The organism is Sorlinia euscelidii, from assembly GCF_036452135.1.
GTDB classification, from domain to species: domain Bacteria; phylum Pseudomonadota; class Alphaproteobacteria; order Acetobacterales; family Acetobacteraceae; genus Sorlinia; species Sorlinia euscelidii.
This window is the reverse complement of sequence record NZ_JAWJZZ010000005.1, coordinates 153,986-167,245: the sequence shown is the minus strand read 5'-3', so window position 1 is coordinate 167,245 and position 13,260 is coordinate 153,986. Positions and strand designations below refer to the sequence as shown.

Genomic DNA, 13,260 nt, shown 5'->3' with positions numbered 1-13,260 from the left:
TTATTTTTTCATCTGGCAGGCCGGAAGCTTCATACGGAAAATTGTCGTCGGTCCGGAAATTGGCGGGCTGTTTCGGAAGGCCAGCTCATCAAGGCGTGAGTCCGAGATATAAAGATAGCCATTGGCAATGGCGAAGCCATCAGCCCAGTCCATCACTTTCGGGTTATCGTAGATCTTGTGCGGGATCAGCCTTTTCTGATCTTTCGACAAAGTGAGCATATAGAGCCGATGATGTTCGATATCACCCGCCCAGATCCTGTCGCACGCATCCATCTCGATACCGCCACTCATGACCGATTGGCCGAGATATTGGACCTTCGCATCAAGCTGCTTATCCGTCAGGCCTGTGTCACGCAGGGCGGCCGCGGGGATACGGTAATAATGATGGTCAGTCAGAGGACGGTAATAAACCCAGCTGCGATCAGCGGAGAGCGCGATACCGTCATCCTGCGTGACCGGAAGGCCACCATCTTTCTTCCGCGCGAGCTTGCCGTAAATATGCAGATGCTGCCTTTCATCCGCGACACCGGAGCGCGTATTGGCCAGGACGAGGCGATAAGCGCCCGTATCCAGATTCAGCACCACCAGCCCGCCGCGATCCCATTCATTGGTAATATAGGCGGTGCGGGTTTTGGTATCGACGCGCACATCATTGAGACTGTCTGTCGGCAATATGTCGTGATTAAAAAGATAGGTCCGCAGCACCCTGCCGGAGGCGGGGTCGAATTCCACAAGTTTGGGTGGCAGTTTCTTCTGATCAACAGAAGGGAGAGAGGAATCGAGCACCCAGAGGTGATTTTCATCATCAACCCATAAAGCCGGGACGGACACCCAGACGGGTCGATCACCCGGGTCAGCGTCGAACCTGTTCCACCCCGCATTCGGGAAGGGGATAAGGGCGCCGGTTCTGGCATCGACGCGCACAACACTGGCGCTGTAACGCTTCATGGTCGCCGGGGCGGAGGCAAAGACCGTCCCATTATGGCTGACGCCGACGCCGATCATATTGAAATCAGGCGGGAATTTTTTGACCACCTCAAGTTGCGTCGGCGCTGCCTGCGCCGCGACGGAAAACCCCGCGAGAGTGAGGGTGAGGACGAACAGCTTTTTCATGCGTAGCCAGCTCCCTGTGTTGCGACATCAAGTGTGAAAATAGCGTCCTTCGCGCACATGAACAGGCAATTGCGCTGCGTTCCGCCGAAGGTCAAATTCGAAACGCTGCGTGGAAGTCGGAGACGCCCGATCAATTTGCCTGAGGGATCATAGACCAGCACGCCCCCAAAACCCAAGGGACCGGAAACGCCAACCCATATATTGCCGCTGACATCCGCCTTGATGCCATCCGGCATCAATTTGTGCTGCGCGACATTTGTATGCGTGAAGATGCGCTTGTTACGCAGGGTTTTGCCCTCAACGTCGAAAGCATAGAGATTATAGTGACCGCCCCCTGCCCTCGACGTGTCAATTTCGCTTGACGCGATGTAGAGCACGCGCCCATCGGGGGAGAAGCACAGCCCGTTCGGGCCCGCCAACTCTGAAGCGGACAGGACAGCAGTAATTTCGAGCGTGTGCGGATCAACGTGGAAGACATGTGCCTCCCTGTGCGCGCGACCCCCGATTTCCGTCATGACTTCCGCATCGAGATTCCATTTCAGGCGGGATGCCGTCGCGCCATGGCCTTCAGGCGCGTCAGGATGGCCCTCAAGCAATCGGTCACCATAGGGTGGATCGGTAAACCAGATGCCGCCATCCGGCGCCACAACAATGTCGTTGGGCGAATTGAGTTCACCGCCCTGATATTCCTTAGCGATGACCGTGCAGCTTCCGTCATGCTCCCACCGGATCACCCGTCTGAGACCGTGCTCACAGGTCAGGAGGCGCCCCTCACGGTCAAAACTATTACCGTTGGAGTGATAACTTTCCTTACGGAAAACCGTCATATTATGCGCGTCATGGGCATAACGATATTGCACGCCACCCACAACATCACTCAGCAGCAGGAAGCGCCCCTCCGTACACCAGGCCGGCCCCTCCAGCCAGCGCGCAGGGTGGTGCTGTGTCGCGCGCCAGGCAAGTTCCAGCCCGGCATTGCCGTAAAGAACGTCATTGAATGCAGGATCAAGCGTCAGAATATCGGGGTCCGGCGTGAAGGCATAGGGCGCCCCCGGGCCCCAGAGCCGTGGCGGATTGCTGATGACACTGGGCGGCGCGACAAGCATCCGTCGCGCGACGGCACGGGCGGAATCCGCCGAGGCCAACCCGGCCAGACCGCCTAAAAGCACCGTGCGACGGCTTAAACTCAACCGATTTTCAACCGACGCGGTTCTCTGACTCGTCGACTCGACCTGATCCAGCCGCGTTCGTTCAAACATCATATGCGTTCCTCTGACTTTTCAACGTCCCGGCGATACAACACAATCTTAACAGCCCCAAGATGAGGCCGTGTCGCGGGATGACGGCATCCCGCGCGATTTTTTCATGCTAAAAAACGTGCTGACCTGAGAGAGCTTCCTCTTTCCCCTTCCTCTCGCGCGCTGCGTGATTTTTCAGTGGCAGCACCATGCTGAGGGCAATAGCGAAGATGCTGATCATGGCAATGGCGTAAAGGCCCGCCTTTGGCGTTTCGTAAAACCGGTCGGCGAGAGAGCGGATATTCGGCGCAAAAAATCCGCCCAGATTCCCGATGGAATTGATCAGGGCAACCACGGCCGCCGCGCGCTTGCCGGTAAAAATTGAAAGCGGCAAAATCCAGAACAGGGCGGACAGCACCATGATACAGGAGGCCGCGAGGCTGAGCCCGACAATGCCCGTCACGACGCCATGGATCGCCGACAGCACCAACCCGCCGGAAAATCCGATAAGGCACAGCACAATGCCTGGGCGCAGGCCCAGTCGCCTCTGCACAGGTTGCGGCATCAGCCAGACGGCAAAGGCGGCCGCCAGCCACGGAATGGCCGAAACAAGCCCGACATAGACGCCCTGCCCCTCTTGCAGGATGCGCGAAACCTGCTCTGGCAGGTAGAAAACGACGCCGTAGCTACCAATCTGCATCAACCCGTAAAAGACGACGAGGCAAATGGTTAAAGGGCTGGTAAAGGCTTTCCACATCCCTTCATGGCGCGGCCCTTCGATTTCCCGGGCCTCCTCCGTCAGGATTTCATCCAAAGCGGCGCGTTCCGCCTCCGTCAGCCATGACACCACTTTGGGCCCGTTTGGCAGGATAATGAAAGTTGCGATGCCCATCAGCACGGCCAGCAACCCCTCGACAACAAACATCCATTGCCATCCGGCAAAACCCCAAAGGCCGGAAAGATGGAAGAGCAGGCCGGAAAGTGGATTACCAGCCACCATGGCCATGGGGTAGCCGATATAAAACAGGCCCAATACCTTTGCGCGGGACCTCTGCGGGAACCAGAATGTCAGATACAGCATAACGCCGGGGAAAAACCCAGCCTCCGCAATGCCCAGCAAAAGGCGCATGACGCAAAAGGATGTCGGGCCGACGACAAAGGCCATCCCGGATGAAATCAGCCCCCACGTCACCATGATGCGCGTCATCCAACGCTGCGCGCCAACCCGGTATAAGATCAGATTGCTCGGGATTTCGAATAAAGCATAACCAACAAAAAATATGCCGGCGCCCAATGCAAAGACAGCGTCCGAAATACCGAGATCAACATTGAGCGCCTGTTTCGCGATGCCGACATTTGTCCGATCAAGAAACGCGACCATGTACATCAGCAGCAGGAAAGGCACGATGCGCCGTCGCGCCTTGACCACCGCGCGGGACGCGGCGGGCGGCAACCCGTCTTCAGGGCGATTTGCGGGCGCGCTCACAGGCGGATCTCTCCGCCAAGTTCATCCTCGATATGGGCGCGGATCACCTCGTCATAAGACGTCTCTGACGTGAAACCGAGCGCGATGGCCCGCTTCGGGTCGAAGCCCCGCGCCCAGCCGAGGACGATCTTTTCAATTTCCGCATCCGGCACGCGCCGGATCAACCTGACCGCTTTTTCCCCTGCGACGCGCTTCAAGGCCGCAATCTGCTCCCCGACTGTGATGGAAAGGGCCGGCATACTCAGATTGGGGTCGCCCGCCAGTAATGACGTATCCAGCGCCGCCGCGCGGCGTAGAAACCCGATGGCAGAGCGCGGGCTCGTCATCCAGTGGCGCGTCTCGTCACTGACAGGCAGGATCGCCTCCTGTCCGACAAGTGGCTCCCGAATTATACCGGAGAAGAAACCGGATGCAGCGGCATTGGGCCGGCCCGGTCGGACGGAGATCGTGGGCAGGCGGATGCCGATCCCATCGAAAAAACCTTTACGGCTGTAATCCTGCAAAAGCAGTTCGCCAATGGCTTTCTGCACGCCGTAACTTGTCTGCGGCGTCAGGTGAAAATCATCCGGTATAACATCCGGGAAATCCCCGCCGAAAACAGCATTGGACGACGCGTAAACCACGCGCGGCACCCATTTATGCCGCATCCCATTCAGGCGGATGGCCTCAAATAAAGCCTGCGTGCCTGCGAGATTGACATGGTATCCTTTTTCAAAATCGCGCTCCGCCTCGCCGGAAACCACAGCGGCGAGATGAAAAATCACATCCGGGCGCGGCGCAACGAGATCATGGATGATTTTCACATCCGCGATATCACCCGTGACAATGCGGGATTGGCCGATAAAGGAGGGCAGTGTCGGGGGTGGCACGACATCTGCCAATGTCAATTGCGTAATGGGCTGGGCGGCGATTTGTGGCTGGCGGGCAAAGCTTTCAACAAGTTTGCGCCCGATCATCCCAGCAGCACCGGTGACAAGAATATGCATCGCTCATTCCCAACATTAATATGTTATATTCTGTTTCTAAAATTGAGTTTATTGAGCGTTAAATGTGACGACTACCTCAAATTTTCGAATGAAGTGATCTGATTATGCGATCACTGCTTCGGATAAATGGGCGCGGACCAATGTCGCCGCGGGACTCAAAGTCCGGTTCTTTATCGTGATGACGTGATAATTTCCTAACAAATCCGGTAAAGTGATATCAAGTGATGTGATTCCTGACCAGTCGGAAAAGCTTTGCGCGACGGATTTCGGCACGATCGCGCACATTTCTGAGCTTTCGACAATTTTGAGTGTTGCGTAAGTCGATGCCGTCTCAATTTTACAGCGCGGGATCGAAATGCCGCTGGCGATAAACATCGTGTCAATGGCGCGACGCATCGGGCTCGGCGCCGTCTGCAACACCCATTGCAGCCCGGCCAGGTCGTGCAATGTCAGGGCCCGCTTTCGGGCCACAATGTGCCCACGCCGCGCAATCACCGCGAGAGGCTCGGACCTCGGACCGGCGCAATCGAGCGTGGGGTCGATCACCGCCTCAATCTGACGCCCGATCACAATGTCGAGTTCACCCGCATGAAGGCGTTGCAGGAGGCGGTCACTCGTGTCGGTCACAAGATGCGTCGTGATGCGCGGATGAGACGCTGTCAGCGCCCGCATGGACGGCGCCACCACATCGCCAATACTGGCGACAATCGCACCCAAATGGACCGACCCCATGATACCCGTCGCATATTGGGAGAATTCCTCCTGCAATTTGCGGGCTTCATGCAACATGCTGCGCGCCGTCTGGGCGGCGATTTGTCCGAGCGCGTTGAGTTGCAGGCCCCGCGCATGGCGAGTGCAAAGGGGTGCGCCCGCAAGGGCCTCCAGCTCCGACAAAAGGACGGAGCATGAGGGCTGCGTCATAGCCATATATTCACTCGCGCGTCGCAAACTGCGCGTCTCAGACAGGGCCACGAGCAGGCGCAGATGCCGCAATTTCAGTCGGGAAAGAAAAGCCGAGCGCGTTTCGTCCATTCTGCACCGCGTTATTTTTCCGGACGGCCTCGTTTGAGGCGGCCTTCATTCATTACGGCTTTTTTAAACCAATCTGCACTGCGTGCCTATCTCCATCAGCTCATCGACGCTTCAACCATTCGTAAAGAAGCGAGACGAGGAGGGCGCCCAGCGCAACGGCTTTCGGGCCAAGCGTATTGGCCGCCCAGATCATCTTACGCATGGCCCGATCCCGGGAGTCGCGCGTATCTTCCTGTCTCTGCAGCATTTCCGCGATTTCCAACAACCGGCTATTCTGCTCCTGCCCCTGCGCAAAAAGTTGCTGCACCACCACATCGAGACGCGTCAGATTTTTTTCAATGGATCGCACCTCCTGTCGTAGCACTTCAAATTCCGGTCGCTGGATGTAACTCGTCGGGGTTTCTTTTTCCGTCATCTTTTATTTTTCTCGGATCTCATGGGCCATCGGATGCCACCGATCCTCCCAAATCATTTTCAGCATAAAATTTCTGGACATGACGCGGCGGGTTATTCTCCGCATCTGCGTCTCAAATAATAATTTCTCTCTTCGACCCTCCGGTTCCGTGAAGCGCCGCGCCGAATAACGGCGCACGCCTTAAATCAATCGACGGACAGGGCGGGCGCGCCAGGCAGGTCCGTCACCGTGTCACGGCCGGAACTGATCGCCGTCAGAATTCTGAGATAATCGGCCCATTCTGACGGGACTGATGTCCCCATCAGGACAAATTGATTGAGGACGGTCTCCCGCGCCTGGAGAAGACGCTTCTGCGCCGTGTTGACCCGCCCTTCCTTTTCGGACAGGCCCGTCCCGTCATCCTCCCACATGGGCATGAGGTCCACGCCGCAACCCCTGCGCTGACCCGGTTTCGGCGGGGCGCCACTGAACGCCCGGAAAACATGGTCCGGGATCGGACGCGCATCATCCGGCCAACTCCCGTTCCTCTCATAAACCGGCCTTAATTTCGCGGGGTAAAATCCCTTCTTGGCAGGCGACCAGTAAATATTTTCCGTCATCGTTAAAATCCGATCGCAAGATACGAGCCGGATGCCTCATGCGGCACATTCTGTCCGGCGGCTGTAAAAAGTCGGGTGACGGCGATAAATCCGGTGGGCGTCCAACCCTCAAACACGCCATGGACAGTCGGTGTGGAGTTAAACCATGTGCCCTGCGCCGCGGACTCACATAGTATAACGGCCGCACAGGTGGAGGGGAAAACCATGGGGAATTCAACATTGGCCATGCCCCGCATATTGTCGGTTTTGTAAAACCCCCATTGCAACACCACACCGCCCGGCAATGTGCTATATCCGGGGTTGGCGCGGCTGACTTTCAGGCCCGCACCCTCCAGGATCATCTGCATGACATAAGGGACGGAGGGGAGGCGAAAATCCGTTCCCTTTTTACCTTCCGCCGCAACGAGCGGGCCTTTCGCATCAGCATTTTCAAACCCGGAAAGCGCGGTAATGGCCTGTGCCGCATCCGCGTCAGGATGTGACCGCACGCAATCGGCGGTGGCCGCGGCGGCAGCGGCCTCAGCGATATTCTGCGCCAGCGCCGAGGAGGTCAGAGTCAGTTGCCTGCCATCCTGGTCAATCACGACGACAAAACCACCGCGCGCGTCTGAAACGCTGTTGGCACGGATCAGCCGGACCAATCTTTCCTGGTCACTGGAAATCGCGCTTCGGACAACATCCGTCAGGCGTGCTTCCAGAAAGGCCAGGCTTGGCATGTCGATCGCGCTGCCGGACAGGGTGACGACCCTTAAAATATCTGCCGCATTATCTGTTGCCGGCTGCATCACCATAAAGCGTATTTTGATGTCCGCCGTTGCTGAAGACGGGGTGGTGACGACATCTTCCAGCAAACCGCGCCATTGCGCGCCAGGCGTGCCCGGCACGGACTGGTTCTCATCCGAAAGGGACAGATAAAAGAGGCTCTCCGCCCCGTATGTGACGAGCGCATTTCTGGGATAACCACCGATCAAAGAAGCGAAATCGGCGGAGAAAGGCAGGATGACGCCCGCCTCCCCCCTTTGGCAGGAGGCTGATAACATGCGCAGGATGCCATTAAGGTCCGCGCCATGCGGCGGCAGGCCACCCGCCGCGATCGGGGTCATTGTTTCCAGCGGAAAGCCCTGCCGAACGCCCACGCGCCCGGCGGATGGCTTGTCCTGCGGAAGAGGATAGGTGATTGTCCCGGCTTCCGCCTCGGACGCGAAAACGCGCATGAAGAGCGCTTGGAAATCTGCCAGCTTCATCGGACGGATCTTCCTTTAAGAAAAGGTGAAAAGCCTCACGCGTGCAGGGCCACTTTTTATGGGGCGACATACCGGTAGGTCAGGCGCAGTCCGCTCGGGCGTGGCAGGGCTTTTGAAGTCACGATAATCGTGCTCTGGGCGGGGGTGAGGTCCCAGCTGTAACAGATCGTCATGGTTGTGGCAGACGTTTCCTCGACCCAAATATCCCCGTAAGCGCCGAAGAGAGTCATAAGAATAGCGTTGATATCGGCGATGCTGCCGCTACAGAGATTTGCCGCCGCCTTCGCCAGAATCAGTTGCCGGTAGGCATCGTCTGTCAGGGCGAAGCCCGATGTTACCGCCGTGCCGCGATAGAAAACACCATCATTCATCGGCCGCGCCGTGCCGGAGCGATCATCGGCCTCCTCAAAACCCAGATATTCTGTTTTGGCGACAGGAATGACCCGCGCGATCCCGACAATCCGACCCCAGACATCGAGCCCCCAGCCGGACGCCGTCTTCAGATCAAAGACGCGCTGATACCATTGATCGATGATATTTCGCGGGTCGATGCTTTGATTGAACCCGTCAAGGATCATTCGCAGGCGCGGTGATGCCGCATATTGCGCCAGGATGGTCTCAGACAGGTCACGCATCGTGACTGTCCTTGAGGGTCAGGGTAATGAAGTCTTCCTGAATATAGGGAAGCTGGTAAACCTCCATCGTCAGGAAGGTTTTTTCCGTCGGGATGACCGTCTCCCCGTCACGAAATCCCAGCCTGACGCCAAGAATCTGCACCCAGTCCCCTAAAGCGGCCAGGGACGCATTGAACTGGCTGGCCAATATCTCACTCCCCATCCGCAATCTCGCACGGCCATCCGCACTTTGCGCGGCCTGGAGGACGGCACGACGGATCTGATCCAGCGCATCGGCGGGGATGCGATCATTCTGCAGCAAGGTGACGTCGATATAAATCGCCACATCGTCGGGACGGCTGAAATGAAATTCATATTGCGGTTGTCGCGTTTTATAAGCTGCGTTGCCATCCATGACCGTCACGGTCTCTTGCCCGAATGTGGCGCAACAAGGGGGCTTTTTCTTCAGGATGACCTGGCCGATCGCCGCTGTCTCCCCACCCGCCACGCAGATAAAGAGGTTGTGGGGCGGCAATGTCAGCGCGCCGAAACGCATCGGCTCATCCGTCGGGTTATCCGTCACCCATGCATCCACCACACCATTAAGATCGCGCAGCGCGCCGAGCAGCGCCGCGTTTGTCCCCGTTGCATTGCCTGACAGGATCTGCTGGCGTCGTCGCTCAAAAGCCTGTCGGCTTTCCGTCTCACGACCCAAAGTGCCTGCATGCGGGTTCATGACGTCCTGCAGCCCGGCGACCCCGTTATAGGCACGCAAGGCGCCTGGTGGGCATGTGATCGCACCCGCCTGATCGCATTGCAGCCAGACGGTGGCGGTGCCATTGGCGGGCAGGGTGAGATCATTTTCCGTCAGCCATGCGTGACGCCCGTCAGTCGCCATACGCGCACCTGATCTGAAGCTCTGTCCCGGCGTGCCGGACAGGATAGCTTCCACGCGGGATGGCATCGCAGGCAATCGCGACATAAAATAAAGGGCACCGATCGCGTCCTGCATGCGTCCCGCAGCCAGGGCCGGGTCAATCCCGTTGAGGAGTGCGACAAGCTGGTCGTGACAATCCGCAATGATGGCGGACATGGTCATCGCAATCTGCCCCTGAGGCGTATCGAGGGCCATATTGGCAGCCCCACCCAAAGCCGCGTTGATATCGGCCTGCACCCCTGCCAGCACATCAGGTTCTGACGGAACGACAAACCCCCGATCGGTCAGTTGCAGTTTCGGTACGGATGTCGTGGCTTCAGAACGCGACACGTGTCGTCTCCCCGTTTCGCAAGGTCAGTTCGATCGTGCCATGCAATCGCCGGTCTGACCGATTGAGCGCGGCGATGCAGCGCGCACTCTCCACTTCGGGAACCGTTGCGGCGACCTCCTCGGCAAGCGCGATGAAGCTGGCCTCATTGTGAGACCGTCCCAGTAACTTGCTGAAATAGGGAAGACCGCGCCCCGTATCGTACCAACATTCACCCTGAAAAGTGCGCAGGGCGCAGGCGACATCCTGTGCGACATCATAGGGTGAGGTGCAGAGGGCAAGGTCGCCATTGCGGTCGACGCATAAATCCCAGTCCGCGCCATCAAGTAGAAGCGACGTCATCCGACTCTCCTTTCCCGCTGAACCGGCTTTATCAGATGATGAAGAAGACGAGTGGCCCGACACGCACCGCAGGAGCGCTCAGCCCGACCTGACGCCGTCCCGCTTGTCGGGACCTGTCATGAAATCGCGACGACGATCCCGTTCTCAACGGCAATCATATGGCCGTTCATGGTTGTGAACTGTCCGCTCGCCCCTGTCGCCACACGCAATTTCCCACCGACTTCCGCATCGCCCTTGAGGGATGTGAGGCCCTGCACTTGCACCCCGTCATCAAAACGGGCGCTTTTCCTGACCGTCATCGCTTCAGTGACGTCGAGCCGGCTGCGCAGGGTCGTATCTTCCGCCAAAATGGTGATCTCGTCATTCTCCAGTTTGATGTAGGTTTCCGGACGCGTATTGAGCAGCCCACCGATATAGATGGCGTCAGACGCATCATGCATGCGGAATGTCCGCGGATGGGACGCGGCGCGCGTTTCCTTCACGCCGGAAATATCGCGTCCGCAGATCATAATGGCGCCAATATCCCCAACCTGCGGGTCAAGAATAATGGCCGTTTTACCTCCCTGCACCCGAATATAGGGGACGTTATAAATGACATCGTGCGGGACGGCATGTCCGTCCCCCGTCTGTTGCATCACGAGGGGCAGCACATCCACGGAACCAAGCACGTCCGTCCCCTCGGCATTGACGGCAACCACTTTCACCAGCGTATCGGCCCCCATCATCATCAGCATCCGGCGGATGAGTGAATTGATCGCGTTGAAAGATTGCGCACTGTCAAAAGGGCGCATGGAACCGTGATAAAGCCCCGCCTCCAGAGGCGGGAGCGAATCGACATCGTCATCCATGACCATCCTCCCGATGAAATGATGATGAACGCCGTGCCTCAAACGAGTAGGATGCCGGCATCAAGCGCGGTAAACCAGGCGCCACCCGGCGTTTCAGCGTCCAGCGCATGCATGATGCGGTTAATCCGCCAGAAGCCATTATAGGGCGCCCAGGCGCGACCCGCATGTCCCGCCCCCACCGGGTTCGGCGTGATTTTCGCCCCGATCGCGGGGAGAAACGGGCTCTGAACACGGATCTTTCCGAAAAATCGCAGGCGATGATTAAAGATCATGCGCACGCTGATCCCGGTTGAGGAATAAGACGGCGTGCCGATCATCCCCGTCTCAGCGGAGATCAACGTTGCGCTCTCATCCGTCAATGCCGCATCTTCGGGCCACACATCTAAGGCGCTTCTTCCGATATGATAGACGGACCGGATCGCGTAGCTCAGCAGGGCGATCTGCTGGGCGGCCGTCCCGGGCAGATTGGGGTTGGCGACCTGGGCGGTCACGCCATGATCACGCAGCGTCATGCCCGATTTGGCGGCGATGAGTTGATAAATATCCGCCGCCGCGACATGACCCTTAAAAGATGTCGCCGCAATCGGTCGGGCCGCTGCAATACAGCTTGAAGACGCCGCGACGACAAAGCCGATCTCCGGCATGGTTGAAAAATCAGCCGCGGCACTGACGATCCCGCCCGAGAAAACTTCGACCCGCCCCCTCACTTTATCTTCCACCGCAACGGACACGTAATTATCCGAGATGGTCGCCGGCGCCCGTTGAATGACGCTCAGGCGGTTGATGATATTCAGCGAGAGCCCGTCAATGCGAAGAGACGCTGTTGAACTCGCCTCCATCCCGGTTTCGAGGATACGGCAACGCACGCGGTAATCCTCAAGGATCACCGTATCCGCCTCCCGCGCCGCGCCGAGGCCACCCTGCGTGATGGTGAAGGTCACGACCAGTTTGCGTTTCTCAAACGCGATGGCGCCCGCCTCCGGGTAAGTGCGATCAGCGCACATGATGGCCCGCGACGTAAATCAGCACGAAACGATCTGTCAGCCCGGAATAATCCGGGTCACTCTGTCCATTGAGATCCATGAAAGTGAGGTCACCCGGCGCGTCGAGATAAGTCTCACGAACCAGCCAGGTGCGATCACGGCAGAGGCGGTTCAGTAAAATTGGTGTTCCAGCGCGGTAGAGTGAAAGGTAAAGGCCACTTTCCCTCTGTCGCACATCGACCCGCATGGATTGCCCCGATAATGTGACGCGCAGGGACTGGGCAGGCAGGCTCGAAAGGGGAATCTGCACGCCGCCATAAAGGGCGACAGGATTTCTCACAGAATTTCTCCCGAAAGAAAACGGTCGATGGTGGCGCTGTCCGCCTCTGAGTCATCAGAAAGGGGAAGGGACTGCACAACCCCGGACGCAATGGTCGGCGCGGCGGAGACCCGGCGCGTTGCGGGTGCCTGCGTCACGCGGCTGCTGCGTACTTCCCGAATCGTGACCTCAGCGACAGGCATCGTCACGCCGGACTCGACCCGCCGCGTGAAACGGTAATGGCTGACATTGCCATTTCGGAATTGCTGCTCCGGCATGCGGATATCGTAGAGCTGCGTATCCTGAACGATATCTTCCAGCCGGGAGAAAAAGCTTTGCCGGACCCGCAACCCTTCATCACCGATCAGCCCCCCAACGAGGCGGCGCAGCGGGTCATCAACCTGCGACAGGACCCCACCCGTTTCCGAGCCGTCACAGAGGAAGGAAATAACGCAGACCCACGGCCGCGCGACCTTGTTATAGGCCGCGAATTGCCCGTTCTCCACTGGCGCCGTGGTGATGTCGAAACTTCGCTGGAAATCAAGCTGCCAGACATGCGCGGCTGTCAGCACAGGTTCCCCGTTTTTATCAAACAACCCCCAATTGCGCGCCGCGAGGCTGGTCTCCAATCTTGAGACGATCTGGCCAAGGGCGGTGGATGCGGCGGCTGACACGCCTCTTTCAACCGACTCTCCCAGAAGCGCCGGAACACCGATCGCGGTCGGCACCGTCCAGATGGCGGGGAGTGGTAGCGCAGGAAAGGCCATTCGAGGGCT

At 58.2% G+C, this 13,260-nt stretch carries 15 protein-coding genes; all 15 read right to left on the bottom strand.

Translation table 11 applies throughout. The features are described 5' to 3' along the window. A complete protein-coding gene (locus tag CGLAMM_RS10595; RefSeq protein ID WP_394819248.1) occupies positions 1 to 1,113 on the bottom strand; it encodes an L-dopachrome tautomerase-related protein in 1,113 nt (370 codons plus the stop codon). Beyond that, on the bottom strand, positions 1,110 to 2,372 hold the full coding sequence (locus tag CGLAMM_RS10590) for an SMP-30/gluconolactonase/LRE family protein (RefSeq protein WP_394819247.1): 1,263 nt from the start codon (positions 2,370 to 2,372) through the stop codon (positions 1,110 to 1,112). Before CGLAMM_RS10590 ends, CGLAMM_RS10595 begins: the two co-directional genes overlap by 4 nt. Before the next feature lie 109 nt (positions 2,373 to 2,481). Further along, on the bottom strand, positions 2,482 to 3,837 hold the full coding sequence (locus CGLAMM_RS10585) for an MFS transporter (protein ID WP_394819246.1): 1,356 nt from the start codon (positions 3,835 to 3,837) through the stop codon (positions 2,482 to 2,484). Continuing rightward, positions 3,834 to 4,823 (bottom strand): D-erythronate dehydrogenase, encoded by a 990-nt coding sequence (gene denD, locus CGLAMM_RS10580; RefSeq protein ID WP_394819245.1) that lies wholly within the window; start codon positions 4,821 to 4,823, stop codon positions 3,834 to 3,836. The genes CGLAMM_RS10585 and denD overlap by 4 nt, the downstream gene beginning before the upstream one ends. A 102-nt stretch (positions 4,824 to 4,925) precedes the next feature. Then, positions 4,926 to 5,855 carry a LysR family transcriptional regulator gene (locus CGLAMM_RS10575; RefSeq protein WP_394819244.1) on the bottom strand — a complete coding sequence of 310 codons (930 nt, stop codon included), beginning with the start codon at positions 5,853 to 5,855 and terminating at the stop codon, positions 4,926 to 4,928. Between the two features lie 100 nt (positions 5,856 to 5,955). Further along, positions 5,956 to 6,270: a hypothetical protein gene (locus CGLAMM_RS10570; protein ID WP_394819243.1), complete on the bottom strand. Its 315-nt coding sequence runs from the start codon at positions 6,268 to 6,270 to the stop codon at positions 5,956 to 5,958. Between the two features lie 185 nt (positions 6,271 to 6,455). Beyond that, positions 6,456 to 6,869, bottom strand: coding sequence for a tail fiber assembly protein (locus CGLAMM_RS10565; protein ID WP_394819242.1), 414 nt, complete (start codon positions 6,867 to 6,869; stop codon positions 6,456 to 6,458). Between the two features lie 2 nt (positions 6,870 to 6,871). After that, positions 6,872 to 8,113, bottom strand: coding sequence for a gp53-like domain-containing protein (locus tag CGLAMM_RS10560; protein ID WP_418115672.1), 1,242 nt, complete (start codon positions 8,111 to 8,113; stop codon positions 6,872 to 6,874). 56 nt (positions 8,114 to 8,169) lie between these two features. Further along, complete coding sequence (locus tag CGLAMM_RS10555; protein WP_394819239.1) at positions 8,170 to 8,748, bottom strand: baseplate wedge 1 family protein; 579 nt, start codon at positions 8,746 to 8,748, stop codon at positions 8,170 to 8,172. Beyond that, complete coding sequence (locus tag CGLAMM_RS10550; protein WP_394819238.1) at positions 8,741 to 9,994, bottom strand: baseplate J/gp47 family protein; 1,254 nt, start codon at positions 9,992 to 9,994, stop codon at positions 8,741 to 8,743. Before CGLAMM_RS10550 ends, CGLAMM_RS10555 begins: the two co-directional genes overlap by 8 nt. Next, complete coding sequence (locus CGLAMM_RS10545; protein ID WP_394819237.1) at positions 9,981 to 10,334, bottom strand: contractile injection system sheath initiator; 354 nt, start codon at positions 10,332 to 10,334, stop codon at positions 9,981 to 9,983. Before CGLAMM_RS10545 ends, CGLAMM_RS10550 begins: the two co-directional genes overlap by 14 nt. 116 nt (positions 10,335 to 10,450) lie before the next feature. Further along, positions 10,451 to 11,182: a Gp138 family membrane-puncturing spike protein gene (locus tag CGLAMM_RS10540; protein ID WP_394819236.1), complete on the bottom strand. Its 732-nt coding sequence runs from the start codon at positions 11,180 to 11,182 to the stop codon at positions 10,451 to 10,453. A 38-nt stretch (positions 11,183 to 11,220) separates the two neighbouring features. Further along, entirely contained in the window at positions 11,221 to 12,186 is a 966-nt protein-coding gene (locus CGLAMM_RS10535) for a baseplate hub protein (protein ID WP_394819235.1), read from the bottom strand. Then, a complete protein-coding gene (locus CGLAMM_RS10530) occupies positions 12,176 to 12,505 on the bottom strand; it encodes a phage baseplate plug family protein (protein WP_394819234.1) in 330 nt (109 codons plus the stop codon). Before CGLAMM_RS10530 ends, CGLAMM_RS10535 begins: the two co-directional genes overlap by 11 nt. Next, positions 12,502 to 13,251, bottom strand: coding sequence for a hypothetical protein (locus CGLAMM_RS10525; RefSeq protein ID WP_394819233.1), 750 nt, complete (start codon positions 13,249 to 13,251; stop codon positions 12,502 to 12,504). The genes CGLAMM_RS10530 and CGLAMM_RS10525 overlap by 4 nt, the downstream gene beginning before the upstream one ends. Positions 13,252 to 13,260: the final 9 nt, after the last annotated feature.